Here is a 17,285-nt window from a genome sequence, read left to right as displayed (position 1 = left end):
AACATCCATGAACGATATAGATACACTCATCAGCAACAATGCACTATGGTCAAAAATGCTGGTGGAGGAAGACCCCGGTTTCTTTGAGAAGCTGGCACAGGCGCAGAAACCGCGCTTTCTGTGGATTGGATGTTCCGATAGCCGCGTCCCCGCCGAACGTTTGACCGGCCTGGAACCCGGCGAGCTGTTTGTACACCGTAACGTTGCAAACCTGGTGATTCATACCGACCTGAACTGTCTTTCCGTGGTGCAGTACGCGGTTGATGTACTGGAAGTCGAGCACATCATCATCTGCGGCCACTACGGCTGCGGCGGCGTGCAGGCAGCAATTGAAAATACCGAGCTTGGCCTGATCGACAACTGGCTGCTACATATCCGCGATATCTGGTTTAAGCACAGCTCATTACTGGGTGAGATGCCCGAAGAGCGTCGCCTTGATACGCTGTGTGAATTGAATGTGATGGAGCAGGTTTACAACCTGGGTCACTCAACGATTATGCAGTCGGCGTGGAAGCGCGGACAGAAAGTGACCATCCACGGCTGGGCTTACGGCATTCACGACGGCATGTTACGCGACCTTGACGTGACCGCCGTCAGCCGCGAAACGCTGGAACAGCGCTATCGCCAGGGTATTTCCAACCTTAAAAGCAAGCACGTCAATCACAAGTAATTCACGCGCTCCTCTTAATTATTATCCCGGGCCGCCGGGATAGATAATCCGCTTTATTCGTCGAGCAGGGTCACTTTGCCGATATAGGGCAGGTGACGGTAGCGCTGAGCATAGTCAATGCCGTAGCCCACGACGAATTCATCCGGGATCGCAAAACCGACGAACTCTACCGGCACGTTAACTTCACGACGGCTTGGCTTATCGAGCAGGGTACAAATCGCCAGGGATTGAGGTTCACGCAGGCTAAGAATTTCACGCACTTTTGACAGCGTGTTGCCGGAGTCAATGATGTCTTCCACGATCAGCACATCTTTACCGCGGATGTCTTCATCCAGATCTTTGAGGATTTTGACGTCGCGGGTGGTGGACATGCCGCTGCCGTAGCTGGATGCGGTCATGAAATCGACTTCATGGGGTACCTGAACTTCACGGCACAGGTCGGCCATAAACATAAATGAACCGCGTAATAGCCCCACCAGCACCATTTCGCTGCCGCTATCCTGGTAATGTTCATTAATTTGACGACCGAGCTCAGCAATACGGGCTTTGATCTCAGTTTCCGGGATCATCACTTCTACAGTATGTTTCATAAAACTAACCATTTGATTCTTAATGTAAATCATCAATGCCGCTGCGATTGCACCGACGTTGACCGGCAAGCCACGCAGTATACCAGCAAAAAGAAATATGCGATGCAGTGATTAATAAAGCCCATTTTGTGATTCCGATCACACTTGTTAAATCCTATAATTAATTGCAGGTAAAAAATTAACAATCAAACGAGTGTCTTTCTATGGCAGAAACAAAATCTCAACAATCACGGCTACTCGTGACGCTGACGGCTCTTTTTGCAGCGTTCTGTGGCCTCTATCTTTTAGCGGGCGGAGCCTGGCTGGTCGCCCTCGGCGGCTCCTGGTACTACCCTATCGCAGGTCTGGTGATGCTGGGCGTCACCGTCCTCCTGTTCCGCGGTAAGCGCTCTGCGCTTTGGCTTTACGCCGCGCTGCTGCTTGCCACGATGATTTGGGGCGTCTGGGAGGTTGGTTTTGACTTCTGGGCGCTGACCCCACGCAGCGACATTCTGGTCTTCTTCGGCATCTGGCTGATTCTTCCTTTTGTCTGGCGTCGCCTGCCGATTCCCTCCGCTGGCGCCGTTGCCGGGCTGGTCGTCGCCCTGCTGATTAGCGGCGGCATCCTCACCTGGGCCGGCTTCAACGACCCGCAGGAAGTCAACGGTACGCTGAGAGCGGATGCAACGCCAGCAGCGCCTATTTCCGACGTTGCCGATGGCGACTGGTCAGCGTATGGCCGTAATCAGGAAGGACAGCGTTACTCGCCGCTGAAGCAGATCAACGCCGATAACGTGAAGAATCTGAAAGAAGCCTGGGTCTTCCGTACGGGCGATCTCAAGCAGCCTAACGATCCGGGCGAAATTACCAACGAAGTTACGCCGATTAAAGTGGGCGACACGCTCTATCTGTGTACTGCCCACCAGCGCCTGTTCGCGCTTGATGCGGCCACCGGTAAAGAAAAATGGCATTTCGATCCGCAGCTCAACGCAGATCCCTCTTTCCAGCACGTGACCTGCCGCGGCGTTTCATATCATGAAGCGAGAGCGGACAATGCGCCGGCAGATGTGGTTGCCGACTGCCCGCGTCGTATCATTCTACCGGTCAACGATGGCCGCCTGTTCGCCATCAATGCCGAAACCGGTAAGCTGTGTGAATCCTTTGCTAATAAAGGCATTCTCAATCTGCAAACCAACATGCCTGTCACTACGCCGGGTATGTACGAACCGACTTCACCGCCGATTATTACTGATAAAACGATCGTTATCGCCGGCGCCGTGACCGATAACTTCTCGACCCGCGAGCCGTCTGGCGTTATCCGCGGCTTTGATGTGAATACCGGTAAGCTGCTGTGGGCCTTTGATCCGGGTGCGAAAGATCCCAACGCGATTCCGAGTGATGAACATCATTTCACACTGAATTCACCTAACTCCTGGGCGCCAGCCGCCTATGATGCGAAGCTGGATTTGGTCTACCTGCCTATGGGCGTGACCACCCCGGATATCTGGGGCGGCAACCGTACGCCAGAACAGGAACGCTATGCCAGCTCCATCGTGGCGCTAAACGCCACCACCGGTAAACTGGCGTGGAGCTACCAGACCGTGCACCACGATCTGTGGGATATGGATATGCCGTCGCAGCCGACGCTGGCGGACATCGACGTCAACGGTAAAACCGTACCGGTAATTTACGCTCCGGCAAAAACCGGTAATATTTTTGTCCTCGATCGCCGTAACGGTGAGCTGGTTGTCCCGGCACCGGAAAAACCGGTTCCGCAAGGGGCGGCGAAAGGTGACTACGTCTCAAAAACTCAGCCTTTCTCCGATCTGAGCTTCCGCCCGAAAAAAGACCTGAGCGGCGCGGATATGTGGGGCGCCACCATGTTTGACCAGCTGGTGTGCCGGGTTATCTTCCATCAGCTGCGCTATGAAGGCATCTTCACCCCGCCGTCAGAACAAGGAACTTTGGTGTTCCCGGGTAACCTGGGGATGTTCGAATGGGGCGGTATCTCCGTCGATCCGAACCGCCAGGTGGCGATTGCTAACCCAATGGCGCTGCCGTTTGTGTCAAAACTGATCCCGCGCGGCCCCGGCAACCCGATGGAGCAGCCGAAAGACGCCAAAGGTTCCGGTACTGAAGCAGGTATTCAGCCACAGTACGGCGTTCCCTACGGCGTTACGCTAAACCCGTTCCTGTCACCGTTTGGTCTGCCTTGCAAACAGCCGGCCTGGGGCTATATCTCCGCGCTGGATTTAAAAACCAACGAAGTGGTGTGGAAAAAACGTATCGGTACCCCGCAGGATAGCCTGCCGTTCCCGATGCCGATTAAACTTCCGTTCACCATGGGTATGCCGATGCTGGGCGGCCCTATTTCTACGGCAGGCAATGTGCTGTTTATCGGCGCGACCGCAGATAACTACCTGCGCGCGTACAATATGAGCAACGGTGAAAAATTATGGCAGGCCCGTCTGCCGGCGGGCGGCCAGGCGACGCCGATGACCTATGAAGTGAATGGCAAGCAGTACGTTGTCATCTCTGCGGGCGGTCACGGTTCGTTTGGCACGAAGATGGGCGACTATATCGTCGCTTACGCTCTGCCGGACGACGCGAAGTAATTCCGCTTTGCCTTCTGAGCCCCTTCCCTTGTCTTAGAGACAGGAAATAAAAAAACGCCCTTTACGGGCGTTTTTTTCAGTCGAGACCAGAGTTACTTCGCGAACTGCAGGGAAAGCAAAGAGGCTTTTGCCGCTTCCTGATACTGTTCAACTAAATCTTTGGTCATATTAAACGTCATCTGCACCGCCTTATTATCCTGCGATGTGATTAACATCATATTGAGAATTTCAGTATCCGCAGCATGCGAATAGAAGGTGAGTAACCACCCCTTATGACCATCAACGGTAACGGCCTCGGCCTGCGGTTTTAAACTCTCCAGCATCTTAAGCATCATCTCTTTAAATGCATCGAGCTTCTCCGCTGGTAACGGATTGCGCCCTGCGGTAACCCCCAGCGATGCTTTGCCTTTCTCATCGCCATAAATGACCTGTGGACGGTTTTCGGAAGGGTATTTGAGCTTTGCCATCTCTTCAGACATTGGCGTCAGCCCCTCGGGGATTTCAACACTAAGCTTTAAATCGGGTATGTCCTTGCGTTCCATCGTCATCCCGGCATGTGCGGAAAGCGTAACAAATAGCGCCAGCGATGCGGCAATCACTTTGCGGTAAATATCCATTTCAACCTCGTTGATTATTAAGCAATCGCGACAGTATATGCGTGATTTTATTAATCAACACCCTCGGTAAGGACTTTAAGAAAAGTGCCCGCCCGCCGCGCAGGGCGAACGAGCAGGAAACGTCCTCAGGCAGTCGTAAAGGCCAACATCATTCCCGTATCTTCATGTTCCAGCAGATGGCAGTGCGCCATATAGGCAAACTCCTTCGGGGCATCATGGTCAAATTTCACCAGTACTTCACTCACTGCGCCTTCCACCCGAACGGTGTCTTTCCAGCCGCTGCGATGCGCTGCAGGCGCCTTGCCGTTTTCAGATAAAATACGGAACTGGGTACCGTGGATATGAAACGGATGCAGCATCATGTCGCCCTTACCGGAAATCACCCACCGCTCATACTGCCCTTTCGCCGCCGCAAACATGGGGACATTCATATCAAATGCTTTCCCGTTGATGCGGTTAGCGTTATGGAAATCAAAATCCTTATTACCGTGCTTCATCTGCGTCATGCCGCCATGATTCATATGTTCCATGTCGCCGTGGTTCATAGTGTTCATATTCCCCATCTCGCCATGGTTCATCATCGCGCCGTGGTCCATTCCGGACATCGCCTGATCGCCGTATTTTTGCATCAGCGCCTGCATGCCCATCATATCAAGCATCGGATCCATAGAGAGCTGCAGCGTACGCTGGGTTAGCCCTTGTAAGGAAGGTAGCGCTGGCATGGCGGCAAGGACATCCGGCAGCTTACCGGAAGCCGGAATCGTTAGCGGCTGAACGCGTAATACTGGCTGCGGTTTATCGAATGGCGTAATAGCCATACCCATCTGACTCACCGGCAGCGTTATCAGATCAAAGGGTTTACCGTCCGTCGTATCCACCAGCACTTCAAACCGTTCCCCCATCAGCACCGGCAGCTCGTTAACTTTTACCGGCTCAGCAAGCAGACCGCCATCGCTTGCCACGACGTACATGGGCCGCTTATCGCTGGTAGAGAAATTTAAAGAACGCGCGTTGCAGCCGTTAAGCAGACGCAAACGCAGCCAGCCGCGAGGAGCGGCATGCTCCGGATAAAGCGCGCCGTTGGTCAGCAGCGTATCGCCAAACCAGCCAACGGCGGCGCTCATGATATCGAGCTGGTAGTCAATCTGGCCTTCCGGGGTGAATTTCTTATCCTGCACGATCACCGGCACATCATCGATTCCCCACTGCTTTGGCAAGAGCAGCTTTTCACTTTCTGCATCAGAAATGAGCACCAGACCGGCCAGCCCCATCGCCACCTGTCTGCCGGTTTTACCGTGTTGGTGAGGGTGGAACCAACAGGTCGCCGCCCGCTGCGTTGGCGTAAACGTCACGGTACGGGAACCTCCTGCGGGAATCACCCCCTGAGGGCCACCGTCAACGACGCCGGAAACCTCCAGACCGTGCCAGTGCACGGTAGTCTCCTCCGCCAGACGATTATGAATATCGATGGTTGCCGCCTCGCCTTGCTTAAGCTGCAGGGCCGGCCCCAGCAGGCTACCGTTGTAGCCCCAGGTCGTCGCCAGGTGAGAGCCGAACTGCGTTTTTCCGGCCTGAATGGTTAAGGAGATGCGATTGCGCGCGTCAGCCATCAGCAGTTCCGGCACGGGCAAAGAGGGACGACCGGCAGCCAAAACCGCGCGGCTCCAGAGCGGCAATGCGCTGGCTACGCTGACCGCAGCGGTTAATTTAAGAAATTCACGACGTTGCATTTTTCACATCCTTTTATTCTGCAGGTGAATAAATGAGCTTAAACCCTCCACCAACGGGAAGGTCAAGCGGAAGAGTAAGAATAAAGCTCAGCGTAGTGTAAAGAAGTATGCTAACTTTGTTTGTCAGTGATTCAATGGTAGAAAAAATGAAGACGCTTTTCAGAACAATAGTGCTTGGCAGCCTGCTTACTCTCTCCGCCAATAGCTATGCATTAAGCGAGTCCGAAGCGGAAGATATGGCTGATTTGACGGCGGTATTCGTCTTTCTGAAGAACGATTGCGGTTATCAAAATCTGCCTAACACGCAGATTCGTCGCGCTCTGGTGTTTTTTGCTCAGCAGAACCAGTGGGATTTAAGCAACTACGACAGCTTCAATATGAAAGCGCTGGGCGAGGATAGCTATCGGGATCTCAGCGGAATCAAAATTCCTACCACCAAAAAATGTAAAGCGCTGGCTCGCGACTCGCTAAGCCTGCTCGCCTACGTGAAATAATCACGCTTCTGATTTAACAAGTTTAATAGCCGTTTAAATACGGCTATTGCGTTATTAGTAATAGCAATTCACTTTACAGCGACGACTAATTCATATCTCAATTCAAAAACCTCACCGATAATTCATTAAGTGTTTAACTAATTAATAAAACTAATACTAATAAACTCTAAAAAAACAGCAGCCATATTATTGCAATCTCCTTTTTTGCACATTATTATCGCCCGATAACGACCCTTTTTATCAATGGAATGAAACCTTGAACATATCCTTATTTACCCGCATAGCACCTCTGGCCGTCATTTTATTAGTAGGTTGTCAATCAACACAATCCCGACAATCCGCCAGATTAATGAAACCTTTACCTGACGCGACATTAAATCAACAGCAAACTGAACAGCAGAGAATTGCCGAGGAGCAAGCGCGCATTGAGACTTGCCGTAAAGCGCTGGAGTCACTGAAAGAGGTGAATCCAAAGCAGGCAGCTAAATTAGGGAATGAGTTCACCGCCCTGCTCAACGCCGCATCTCAATATAATTCTGTGCGCAGCAAAGTTGCAGCGCCAACTAAACAGGGTATCGACTCCATGTACCAGTTCAAATCAATCAAGCTATGCGCGGATATTGAAAAGGAACTGATCGATAGTCTGGTTAAACGCGGTGAAAATGTTCAGCCATGAACGGAAAAATAGCTATTAACTTCAATTCGATATCGCTGGCAGCAGCGCTTGTGCTGGCGCTGTCGCCATCACCCGACGCTCGCGCGGAAAAAGAGGCGCTGATACATGTTACGGCAAATTCGAATAGTGACGCTTCAGGGCCGGCATTTTTAAATTACGCTAAAGAGCAGCAGACTCAGAAAGATCGCGAGCCTGCAAAGTCCGTTGAAGAAAAAAACGCTATTACGCAAACAACGAATAAAAAAAACGAGCAGAAAATCACTGAACTTTCACGCCAGGCTGCAATAATTGCTCAAAAAGATAAAATCATCCGGCAACTTCGGCAACAGCTTTCAGCAAAGCCAGATACGGTTTATGCCATACAGGACAATCAAAAAGATCTGACGGATAAAATTCGCCAGCTTGAGAAAGCATTAACGGTTGCCGTAGCAGAAAAACAACGCTTAATAGACAAAGAGCTCTCCGCCGCCGCTGAAATGAAACAGAACCAGGGGCAGCTCAATGCCACGGAAAATAAAATTCTGCTACAGGAAAAAAAGCTAGCTTCTGCGGAATCAGCGAAACAAAAGCTTGAATCACTGCTAACGGAAGCCACCGCTGAAAAGCAAACGCTGTTAAAGAAACTCGCGGCTGAGGAAAAACAACAGCAAGATATCGCCTCTAAGCTTGCTGCCGCTGCATCAGACAAGCAAGCGCTCGCTGCAAAGCTCGTCGCCGCAGAAACCGCACAGCGGGAACTCAAAACAAAACTGGATGCGGGAGAAACCGGCCGGCAAGCGCTGGCGGCGAAACTTGCTGCCGCAGTAGCGGAAAAGCAGGATTTGGCGGTAAAACTGGCGGCCACGGGGGTAGAAAACCGGGCGCTCACGGCAAAACTGGACTCCTTCACCATCAGCAGGCAGCAGCCAGCGCCTCAGGAAAATGCGGTCAGCCCGCAGGCAGATGAAAACAACGCCCTGCTGCAGGCCAGCGCTGATGAGATAAGCCAGCTAAAGGCCCGGCTTGCTGATGCCGAGACGAAATCAGGTAAAAACCCGGCGGCTATCGATCTTACCAGAGAGCCTCAGCAGCAGGCTTACTCTGTCGGCGTATCGATGGGCGAGGAGGCGCTAAAAGTGTTGTCCACCCGCAGTTCACAGGGCATAAAAATCAGTAAAGATACCGTTCTGCAGGGCATTCTGGATTCCTTTTCAGGGAAAATCGCCCTCGACGAGAAAGCGCGCAATAAGGCTCTGTTCGATGTGTCGAAAAAGGTCTTTCAGCATCTGCATAAGATAGAACAGCAGATGGTTAACGAAGGGAAAAAATACCAACAAAAATTCGCGAAACAAAAAGGTGTGGTATTTAAAGATGGGGTATACAGCCGTATCGACTATGCCGGCGAAGGTAAGATCCTCGACAGCGATACCGTCACCGTAACCATCAAGGAGACGCTAATCGATGGAACCGTTATTAACGACATGGAAGCGGAAGGCAAAGTCTGGTCTCAGACCCTAAAATCCTATCCTCCTGTCTTCCTCGGGCCAATAAAGCGCCTGGGGAACCACGGTTCTATTACGGTGGTTATCCCTCCTGAACTCGCCTATGGTAGCGAAGGCCGGCCACCCAAAATCCCGCCCGGAGCGACCATGGTGTATTCAGTCAGAATCGTAGACGCCACGGCGGCACAGCCCCAGGCTAAAAACCCCTGATCCTCACGCCTCCTGACAGGGAGGCGTGTTTCCCTTTTCTTGAAAGGTTATGCCCCACGCTTCATTTGCTGAAATATCCACCGTGCATCATCTTCTATAGTTGGCTATGATGTTGCGCTCATTTTTAATGGGTGTAACAGGTGTTAACAAAGGAGGATCTGCCCGTGGCCGATAGCAATCTGTGGCATGAAACGCTGCACGACCATTTTGGTCAGTATTTCAGCGTTGATAACGTACTGTATCATGAGAAAACCGATCATCAGGATTTAATCATATTCGAAAACGCTGCCTTTGGCCGCGTGATGGCGCTGGATGGCGTAGTGCAAACCACCGAACGTGATGAGTTTATCTATCATGAAATGATGACCCATGTTCCTTTGATGGCCCACGGCCAGGCGAAACATGTATTAATCATCGGCGGCGGCGATGGCGCAATGCTGCGCGAAGTCTCCCGTCATCGCAACATCGAAACCATCACTATGGTTGAAATTGACGCGGGCGTAGTTTCATTCTGCCGCCAGTATCTCCCTAATCATAATGCTGGCGCGTACGATGACCCGCGCTTTACGCTGGTTATTGGCGATGGCGTCAATTTTGTTAATCAAACCGCGCAAACGTTTGACGTCATTATCTCCGACTGCACCGATCCTATCGGTCCCGGCGAGAGCCTGTTCACTTCCGCCTTTTACGAAGGCTGCAAACGCTGCCTCAATCCAGGAGGAATCTTCGTTGCTCAGAACGGCGTTAGTTTCCTGCAGCAGGATGAAGCCGTCGATAGCCATCGTAAGCTCAGCCATTACTTTGGTGATGTAAGCTTCTATCAGGCGGCGATCCCAACCTATTACGGCGGCATCATGACCTTCGCGTGGGCCACGGACAATGAAGCCCTGCGCCATCTTTCCAGTGAAATCATCCAGGCCCGATTTCACAAGTCAAACCTGAAGTGTCGCTATTACAACCCGGCAATTCACGCGGCGGCATTTGCTTTACCGCAATATTTACTGGATGCGCTATCCACCGTTAAGTAAGGGGGTGATCTAAATTGAAAAAATTGAAGCTGCACGGCTTTAACAATCTGACCAAAAGCCTGAGTTTTTGCATTTATGATATCTGCTACGCAAAAACGGCAGAGGAGCGCGATGGCTACATCGCCTATATTGATGAACTCTATAACGCCAACCGCCTGACGGAAATTTTGTCGGAGACCTGTTCGATTATCGGCGCCAATATTCTTAACATTGCCCGTCAGGATTATGAACCTCAGGGCGCCAGCGTGACTATTCTGGTCAGCGAAGAGCCGATCGACCCGCAGCTCATCGATCAGACGGAACACCCGGGTCCACTACCGGAAACCGTCGTGGCGCATCTCGATAAAAGCCATATTTGCGTTCACACCTACCCGGAAAGCCATCCTGAAGGCGGGCTGTGCACCTTCCGCGCCGATATTGAAGTCTCAACCTGCGGAGTCATTTCGCCGCTGAAAGCCCTGAACTATCTGATTCACCAGCTTGAATCCGATATCGTCACCATCGATTACCGCGTTCGCGGCTTCACCCGTGATGTGAACGGTATGAAGCACTTCATCGATCATGAAATCAACTCCATTCAAAACTTCATGTCCGAGGATATTAAATCTTTGTATGACATGGTGGACGTGAACGTTTATCAGGAAAATATTTTCCATACCAAGATGTTGCTGAAGGAGTTCGACCTTAAGCACTACATGTTTCACACCAGGCCGGAAGATTTAACGGAAGAAGAGCGCAGGGTCATCACCGATCGGCTCTGGAAAGAGATGCGCGAAATTTACTACGCAAGAAATATTCCGGCGGTGTAACGCCCGGCGGAGCACGGAGGCTCCGCCAGACTTAGCGCTGCTGCATAAACTCCCGGTAGGCAGCAACGACCTGCAAAAAATCTTCAACGCCGCAGAGCGAGAGGCTTTCTTCGTCATAATAGCTCATCCCCTCTTCTATCTCATCGCCGGAAAAATCCAGCTGATTAGCGCGGATCATCACTTCTTCACCATCCAGCCATAGCGTGTATTCATGGCCGGCACGTTGCCAAGAACGTTCGCTGCCTTTAATGGTACGCGCAGCCTGCTCTACTTCATCCAGCAGGGCAAGGTTGCCTTTAACCTCCTCGTTGAACCAGTGGCCGAGCGCCTCATGGTCCATCGACATTCGCACCTTTACCACTCCGGTAATATCGCGCAGAAATTCGTAATCCATAGTCTTTTCCTCTGCAAGGGCAGTGCGTCACCGCTGCACTGTACCCATAACGTCATTATCGCAGCAGTCAGAGAGAAAAAAAGCGTCGCTGACGGAGGGATTGGAAATAAAAATGCCCGGTGATGCAATGTTCACCGGGCATTGAAGGGATTATGTACAACGCTGACTTATTGCGTTATACCGCGGTCTGGAAAATCACCCCATCAGCCTTCTCAGTATACTGACCCAGCTGATCGAAGTTCAGGTAGCGGTAGGTATCCGCCGCGGTTTTATCCACCTGAGCAACGTAGGTCTGATACTCTTCCGGTGTCGGTAGCTTACCAATCAGCGCCGCAACGGCCGCCAGCTCCGCAGAAGCCAGGAAGACGTTAGCGCCGGTACCTAAACGGTTCGGGAAGTTACGGGTTGAGGTTGAAACCACCGTCGCACCGTCGGCAACGCGCGCCTGGTTACCCATACACAGGGAGCAGCCAGGAATTTCAATACGCGCACCGCTCTTACCGAACACGCTGTAGTAGCCTTCTTCAGTCAGCTGCGCAGCATCCATACGGGTTGGCGGCGCCACCCACAGGCGAGTCGGCAGTTGGCCTTTGTGGCTGTCCAGCAGCTTACCGGCCGCGCGGAAGTGGCCAATGTTGGTCATGCAGGAACCGATAAAGACTTCATCGATCTTCTCACCCTGCACGTCGGACAGCAGACGCGCATCGTCCGGATCGTTCGGCGCGCAGAGGATAGGCTCTTTGATATCGGCCAGATCGATCTCGATCACCGCCGCATATTCTGCATCCGCATCGCCTTCCAGCAGCTGCGGATCGGCCAGCCATTTTTCCATGCCCTGAACGCGACGCTCCAGCGTACGACGATCGCCGTAACCTTCGGCGATCATCCACTTCAGCAGGACGATATTGGAGGTCAGATATTCAACAATCGGCTCTTTGTTCAGCTTGATGGTACAGCCGGCAGCAGAACGCTCGGCGGAGGCATCGGTCAGCTCAAACGCCTGCTCGACCTTCAGATCCGGCAGACCTTCAATTTCCAGAATGCGGCCAGAGAAGATGTTTTTCTTCCCTTTCTTCTCAACGGTCAGCAGACCTTGTTTGATTGCGTACAGCGGGATCGCATGCACCAGATCGCGCAGAGTGATACCCGGCTGCATTTTGCCTTTAAAGCGAACCAGTACTGATTCCGGCATATCCAGCGGCATAACGCCGGTTGCTGCGGCAAACGCCACCAGACCGGAGCCCGCCGGGAAAGAGATACCAATCGGGAAACGGGTATGCGAGTCACCGCCGGTGCCCACGGTATCCGGCAGCAGCATACGGTTCAGCCAGGAGTGGATAACGCCATCGCCCGGACGCAGCGATACGCCGCCGCGGTTCATAATGAAGTCCGGCAGCGTATGGTGCGTTGTCACGTCAACCGGCTTCGGATACGCAGCGGTGTGGCAGAAGGACTGCATCACCAGGTCGGCAGAGAAGCCCAGACAGGCCAGGTCTTTCAGCTCATCACGGGTCATTGGGCCAGTGGTGTCCTGAGAGCCTACGGAGGTCATCTTCGGTTCGCAATAAGCGCCCGGACGGACGCCGGCAACGCCGCAGGCGCGGCCAACCATTTTCTGCGCCAGCGAGTATCCGCGGCTGCTTTCCGCTACATCTTTCGCCTGACGGAAAACATCGCTGTGCGGCAGACCCAGCGCTTCACGCGCTTTGGTGGTCAGGCCGCGACCGATAATCAGCGGAATACGGCCACCGGCGCGGACTTCGTCGATCAGCACGTCGGTTTTCAGCTCGAAGTTCGCCAGCAGCTCGCCGGTTTCGTGGTTACGCACTTCGCCTTTGAACGGATAAACGTCGATGACGTCGCCCATATTCAGACGGTTTACGTCAACTTCAATCGGCAGCGCGCCAGCATCTTCCATGGTGTTGAAGAAGATAGGCGCAATTTTGCCGCCGAGAACCAGACCGCCGCCGCGTTTGTTCGGCACGTTCGGAATATCGTCGCCCATAAACCACAGCACCGAGTTGGTGGCGGATTTACGCGATGAACCGGTACCGACGACATCACCAACGTAGGCCAGCGGGAAGCCTTTTTGCTGCAGGGCTTCAATTTGCTTAATCGGGCCAACGACGCCAGGCTGATCCGGGTCGATACCTTCACGGGCGTTTTTCAGCATCGCCAGCGCGTGCAGCGGGATATCCGGACGGGACCAGGCATCAGGAGCCGGAGACAGGTCATCAGTATTGGTTTCACCGGTCACTTTAAAAACGGTCACGGTGATTTTATCGGCCAGCTGAGGACGGCTCAGGAACCACTCAGCATCTGCCCAGGATTGCATCACCTGTTTGGCATATGCGTTGCCCGCTTTGGCTTTCTCTTCTACGTCGTAGAAATTATCGAACATCAGCAGGGTGTGGGACAGCGCTTTGGCGGCAATCGGCGCCAGCTTTGCGTCGTCGAGCGCGTCAATCAGGGGATGAATATTGTAACCGCCCTGCATGGTGCCCAGCAGTTCGATAGCTTTTTCAGGGGTAACCAGTGGGGAGGTCGCTTCGCCTTTAGCGATCGCGGCAAGGAATCCGGCTTTAACATAGGCGGCTTCGTCGACGCCTGGCGGTACGCGGTTAATTAACAGGTCTAACAGGAATTCTTCTTCACCCGCAGGCGGGTTTTTCAGCAGTTCTACCAGCGCGGCCATTTGGGTTGCATCTAAGGGTTTGGCAACAATCCCCTCGGCGGCACGCTCAGCTACGTGCTTACGGTATTCTTCTAGCACGACGGTTCTCCTCGCTCTCATTGTAAAATGCGGTAGGCGATTCTCTTCACGCTCCTGTGAGACAGCAGTTTGTAGGGTAAATGCCCGATACCGCGTCGGCAGCATAGCAGGATTTTGGCGGGGTGTTAATCTGTTTACAAAAAAGCAACATTAAAAATTAGCTGAATCGTTAAGGGCAGAATATTGCAGGTTTTATGTCAGTTTAGCGGAAGATAAAATTAATTCTGTTACACATAACTGACCACAATCCCAACAAAAATCAAAAACGCAAATGCGCCCTCCTTAATACTCAGGCACTTCTCCGTCGTTCGACAATAGTCAGTCGAAACGGGCCAACTTTTGTGTCGGGAGTACTCATGACGCTGCCTTTCAAACCCCACGTGCTCGCCCTGCTTTGCAGCGCCGGGCTACTCGCCGCCGCGGGTACGCTGTATGTAAAAAGCCGGGAACCGCAAACCGCTGCCGAGCCCCCTGCCGTTACGCAGACGGCTCAGGCAACCGCCGCCGCTCAGCCGGTGACTACCGCCTTAACTCCCGCGCAGATAGATCAGTGGGTCGCGCCGATTGCGCTCTATCCCGACAATCTACTGTCACAGGTGCTAATGGCTTCGACTTATCCGGGCAACGTCGTGCAGGCGGTGCAGTGGTCGCAGGATCATCCGACGATGAAAGGCGATTCGGCGGTACAGGCGGTGGCAAATCAGCCCTGGGATCCCAGCGTAAAATCGCTGGTCGCCTTCCCCGCTCTGCTGGCGTTAATGGGGGAAAACCCGCCATGGGTGGAAAACCTGGGGAACGCATTTCTTGCCCAACCTCAGGACGTAATGGACTCGGTGCAGCGCTTACGCGCCATTGCCCGGCAAACCGGAACGTTAAAATCCACGCCGCAGCAGAAAATCATTACCGCCACCAGCTCCGCGGTTCCGTCAACGTCAACGACCACCGCTTCCCGCAGTAGCAGCGCCGTCACCTCCTCCGCCCCGGCGCCAGTGATTATTAAGATCGAATCCACCGATCCGAATGTCGTGTATGTGCCGGCCTATAATCCCTCGGTGGTTTATGGCGCCTGGCCTGACGCGGCCTATCCACCGGTCTACCTGCCGCCGCCTCCCGGCGAGCAGTTCACCAATAGCTTTGTAAAAGGTTTTGGTTTTAGCCTCGGCGTCGCCACCACCTACGCCTTATTCAGCAATATCGACTGGGATGACAATGACCATCATCATGATGACGATCATCACCATCACGATGATGATCATCACGGCGACTACTCGCACAACGGCGATAACATCCATATCAACGTGAATAATTTCAACCATATCACCGGGCAAAACCTGCCGGGGAATCATGCCAGCTGGCAGCATAATCCCACCTGGCGCGGTAATATTCCGTACCCAAACGACAACATTGCGCAGCAATTCCATCAGACCACTGTTCCCGGTGGGCTGAGCGCGACCCGACATCAGCCAGTCGATCGCAACGCACAGCGTCAGGCTGCAATGACTCAGCTGCAGCAGCGTACCGGCCCGGCGTCAGCAGCAGGTCACTCGAACGCACATGCGCCTTACCGCGATGCCCAGCGTCAGGCCGCATCGCAGCAGCTGCATCTGCTGACCCAGCGCAATAACTATCGCGGCTATGACCAGGCGCAGGCGGTTAATCATAGCGCCGTACAACCGCAACATCGGGAAGCGCTAAAAACGCAAATCCAGACTTCCACAGGGCAGCAGCAGCGCCGCGAACAGTTGCGGACCGCAACGCCCGAGCAACACCAGCAGAAGCTAAATGACCTCCACGTCAATGCACTCAGCGGTAACGACATCCGCTCTCCCGACTGGCAGTTGCAGCGGGAACGCGGCCTGCAGAGCCGTCATATCTCAGGTTTAAACAGCGAGCAGCGCAGCGCGGTCAGAGAGCACTTATCCGCCCATCGTGAACTGCGCCATCGCTGAGGATACGCAAATGAAAAAATTATTAAAAATGACGCTGCTGGCCCTGGCCCTGGCGCCCGGCATGGCGCTAGCTCAGCAGCAGTTTTCCTCCCCTGATGAGGCCGCAAGCGCGCTGGCTGAGGCAATCGGCAGGCATGATGAATCTGCTCTTAACGAGCTGCTCGGCGATAGCTGGCAGCAATTTTTACCGCCGGATGGCATCGACCCTGACGCCGTCGCTCGCTTTCAGCGTGACTGGAAGGTTGGCCACCGTATCGTTCTGCAGGAAAATACCGCCTGGCTGGAGGTAGGCCGGACAGAGTGGCGTCTGCCGATACCCATCATCAAAGATAACGATGGCTGGCATTTTGATATGGCCGCGGCTGAAGATGAGATTCTCACGCGCGCAATTGGTCGTAATGAACTGTCAGCCATTCAGGCTATGCACGCTTACGTTGACGCTCAGCAGGATTTTTATCAATTAAACCACGCCTGGGCGCAGAAGATTATCAGCAGCGACGGCAAGAAAGATGGGCTCTACTGGCCCGTCGCGCCGGGAGAGGCATCCAGCCCGTTAGGGCCAGCCTTTAGCCCCGTTGAACCCGGTGAGGGCTATCATGGCTATCGTTTCCGTATTATCAAAGATGGGGGCAATCATGGCGTCGCCCTGCTGGCATGGCCCGCGACATGGGGGAAAACCGGCATCATGAGCTTTATGGTCAACCAGGATGATTGCGTTTATCAGGCTAATTTAGGTGAAGAAACGCCGAACAAGGCGCAGGCCATTTCTCAGTTTTCACCTGATAATGGCTGGCAGGCCATCGATCAGTAAAAAAGCCCGGCGCGCGATAACGCCGCCGGGCCATATCGCCGTGATGAGTTAGCCCTGATGGGGCATCAGAGACGGGTCGCCCGCAAAAGCCGGTTTAGTGCTGCTCAGCGCCGCTTCGTCAGCGCTGATGCTACCGGAATTGGCCGCCCACACGCCTTCGCGAGTCTTCGTAATCTGCTGATGCTGCATATTTAAATCCTGGCCCATAGCCGCAATATGCGTACTTTCAGTACCGCCGCTGTTATCAGCCCAGGGGATAACGGCATCAGCTGCGCAGGCCATGCCCGAAACTAAGGTTACGGCCAACAGCGTCGTCGTTAAAAATCTTTTCATCACACACCTCACATATAGTTAATTAGCTATAAGTTTACAGAGTTACTATTTTTCAAGGATTAATAAGGTATGCAATTTTATTAACAGCGACACAGTTCTAAACATCAGGCATAAAAAAAGCGGCTC

At 53.2% G+C, this 17,285-nt stretch carries 15 protein-coding genes; 9 read left to right on the top strand and 6 right to left on the bottom strand.

Annotated elements, in window-relative coordinates; genetic code table 11:
- Positions 1-7 precede the first annotated feature (7 nt).
- Complete coding sequence (gene can, locus ABLV12_RS05590; RefSeq protein WP_004108036.1) at positions 8-670, top strand: carbonate dehydratase; 663 nt, start codon at positions 8-10, stop codon at positions 668-670.
- A 53-nt stretch (positions 671-723) separates the two neighbouring features.
- Here the strand turns inward: can and hpt are convergent, their stop codons facing one another.
- Complete coding sequence (gene hpt / locus ABLV12_RS05585) at positions 724-1,260, bottom strand: hypoxanthine phosphoribosyltransferase (protein WP_348866893.1); 537 nt, start codon at positions 1,258-1,260, stop codon at positions 724-726.
- Between the two features lie 203 nt (positions 1,261-1,463).
- Here hpt and ABLV12_RS05580 point away from each other — a divergent pair, with 203 nt between their 5' ends.
- Entirely contained in the window at positions 1,464-3,854 is a 2,391-nt protein-coding gene (locus ABLV12_RS05580) for a glucose/quinate/shikimate family membrane-bound PQQ-dependent dehydrogenase (RefSeq protein ID WP_004108050.1), read from the top strand.
- Positions 3,855-3,946: 92 nt separating this feature from the next.
- Here ABLV12_RS05580 and ABLV12_RS05575 read toward each other — a convergent pair whose 3' ends face one another.
- Positions 3,947-4,471 (bottom strand): hypothetical protein, encoded by a 525-nt coding sequence (locus tag ABLV12_RS05575; RefSeq protein WP_064398283.1) that lies wholly within the window; start codon positions 4,469-4,471, stop codon positions 3,947-3,949.
- 125 nt (positions 4,472-4,596) lie between these two features.
- Positions 4,597-6,201: a multicopper oxidase CueO gene (gene cueO, locus ABLV12_RS05570; RefSeq protein WP_004110613.1), complete on the bottom strand. Its 1,605-nt coding sequence runs from the start codon at positions 6,199-6,201 to the stop codon at positions 4,597-4,599.
- A gap of 146 nt (positions 6,202-6,347) precedes the next feature.
- On the opposite strand from cueO, the gene ABLV12_RS05565 reads away from it, so the two are divergent.
- The 5 genes from ABLV12_RS05565 (at position 6,348) to speD (ending at position 10,899) form a co-directional block, all read left to right on the top strand.
- Entirely contained in the window at positions 6,348-6,695 is a 348-nt protein-coding gene (locus ABLV12_RS05565; RefSeq protein WP_004872121.1) for a YacC family pilotin-like protein, read from the top strand.
- Positions 6,696-6,951: 256 nt separating this feature from the next.
- Entirely contained in the window at positions 6,952-7,371 is a 420-nt protein-coding gene (locus ABLV12_RS05560; protein ID WP_348866892.1) for a permease, read from the top strand.
- Positions 7,368-9,062, top strand: coding sequence for an FKBP-type peptidyl-prolyl cis-trans isomerase N-terminal domain-containing protein (locus ABLV12_RS05555; RefSeq protein ID WP_325906078.1), 1,695 nt, complete (start codon positions 7,368-7,370; stop codon positions 9,060-9,062). Before ABLV12_RS05560 ends, ABLV12_RS05555 begins: the two co-directional genes overlap by 4 nt.
- A gap of 164 nt (positions 9,063-9,226) precedes the next feature.
- Positions 9,227-10,090: a polyamine aminopropyltransferase gene (speE, locus tag ABLV12_RS05550; protein ID WP_064398287.1), complete on the top strand. Its 864-nt coding sequence runs from the start codon at positions 9,227-9,229 to the stop codon at positions 10,088-10,090.
- 14 nt (positions 10,091-10,104) lie between these two features.
- Positions 10,105-10,899, top strand: coding sequence for an adenosylmethionine decarboxylase (gene speD, locus ABLV12_RS05545; RefSeq protein ID WP_004108061.1), 795 nt, complete (start codon positions 10,105-10,107; stop codon positions 10,897-10,899).
- 31 nt (positions 10,900-10,930) lie between these two features.
- On the opposite strand, the gene yacL is transcribed toward speD, so the two are convergent.
- Together yacL and acnB are read right to left on the bottom strand one after the other, a co-directional pair.
- Complete coding sequence (gene yacL, locus ABLV12_RS05540) at positions 10,931-11,293, bottom strand: protein YacL (RefSeq protein ID WP_004108063.1); 363 nt, start codon at positions 11,291-11,293, stop codon at positions 10,931-10,933.
- A 175-nt stretch (positions 11,294-11,468) separates the two neighbouring features.
- Positions 11,469-14,066, bottom strand: coding sequence for a bifunctional aconitate hydratase 2/2-methylisocitrate dehydratase (gene acnB, locus ABLV12_RS05535; RefSeq protein WP_004108065.1), 2,598 nt, complete (start codon positions 14,064-14,066; stop codon positions 11,469-11,471).
- A 356-nt stretch (positions 14,067-14,422) separates the two neighbouring features.
- Here acnB and ABLV12_RS05530 point away from each other — a divergent pair, with 356 nt between their 5' ends.
- Both ABLV12_RS05530 and ABLV12_RS05525 read left to right on the top strand, forming a co-directional pair.
- On the top strand, positions 14,423-16,015 hold the full coding sequence (locus ABLV12_RS05530) for a DUF3300 domain-containing protein (RefSeq protein ID WP_348866891.1): 1,593 nt from the start codon (positions 14,423-14,425) through the stop codon (positions 16,013-16,015).
- A gap of 10 nt (positions 16,016-16,025) precedes the next feature.
- Positions 16,026-16,826 carry a DUF2950 family protein gene (locus tag ABLV12_RS05525; protein WP_348866890.1) on the top strand — a complete coding sequence of 267 codons (801 nt, stop codon included), beginning with the start codon at positions 16,026-16,028 and terminating at the stop codon, positions 16,824-16,826.
- Positions 16,827-16,874: 48 nt separating this feature from the next.
- Here the strand turns inward: ABLV12_RS05525 and ABLV12_RS05520 are convergent, their stop codons facing one another.
- Positions 16,875-17,159, bottom strand: a complete 285-nt coding sequence (locus ABLV12_RS05520) for a hypothetical protein (protein ID WP_348866889.1) — start codon at positions 17,157-17,159, stop codon at positions 16,875-16,877.
- Positions 17,160-17,285 lie beyond the last annotated feature (126 nt).

It is taken from the genome of Klebsiella sp. CN_Kp100 (assembly GCF_040065315.1).
Lineage (GTDB): Bacteria > Pseudomonadota > Gammaproteobacteria > Enterobacterales > Enterobacteriaceae > Klebsiella > Klebsiella oxytoca.
Note: the sequence above shows the minus strand (reverse complement) of the source record. Positions and strands in the feature narration are given on the sequence as shown.

What these genes read in the sequence shown, in the direction of transcription:
- can (WP_004108036.1), top strand. Translation starts at nt 8, where the DNA reads ATGAACGATATAGATACACTCATCAGCAACAATGCACTATGGTCAAAA.
- hpt (WP_348866893.1), bottom strand. Translation starts at nt 1,260, where the DNA reads ATGAAACATACTGTAGAAGTGATGATCCCGGAAACTGAGATCAAAGCC.
- ABLV12_RS05580 (WP_004108050.1), top strand. Translation starts at nt 1,464, where the DNA reads ATGGCAGAAACAAAATCTCAACAATCACGGCTACTCGTGACGCTGACG.
- ABLV12_RS05575 (WP_064398283.1), bottom strand. Translation starts at nt 4,471, where the DNA reads ATGGATATTTACCGCAAAGTGATTGCCGCATCGCTGGCGCTATTTGTT.
- cueO (WP_004110613.1), bottom strand. Translation starts at nt 6,201, where the DNA reads ATGCAACGTCGTGAATTTCTTAAATTAACCGCTGCGGTCAGCGTAGCC.
- ABLV12_RS05565 (WP_004872121.1), top strand. Translation starts at nt 6,348, where the DNA reads ATGAAGACGCTTTTCAGAACAATAGTGCTTGGCAGCCTGCTTACTCTC.
- ABLV12_RS05555 (WP_325906078.1), top strand. Translation starts at nt 7,368, where the DNA reads ATGAACGGAAAAATAGCTATTAACTTCAATTCGATATCGCTGGCAGCA.
- yacL (WP_004108063.1), bottom strand. Translation starts at nt 11,293, where the DNA reads ATGGATTACGAATTTCTGCGCGATATTACCGGAGTGGTAAAGGTGCGA.
- ABLV12_RS05530 (WP_348866891.1), top strand. Translation starts at nt 14,423, where the DNA reads ATGACGCTGCCTTTCAAACCCCACGTGCTCGCCCTGCTTTGCAGCGCC.
- ABLV12_RS05525 (WP_348866890.1), top strand. Translation starts at nt 16,026, where the DNA reads ATGAAAAAATTATTAAAAATGACGCTGCTGGCCCTGGCCCTGGCGCCC.
- ABLV12_RS05520 (WP_348866889.1), bottom strand. Translation starts at nt 17,159, where the DNA reads ATGAAAAGATTTTTAACGACGACGCTGTTGGCCGTAACCTTAGTTTCG.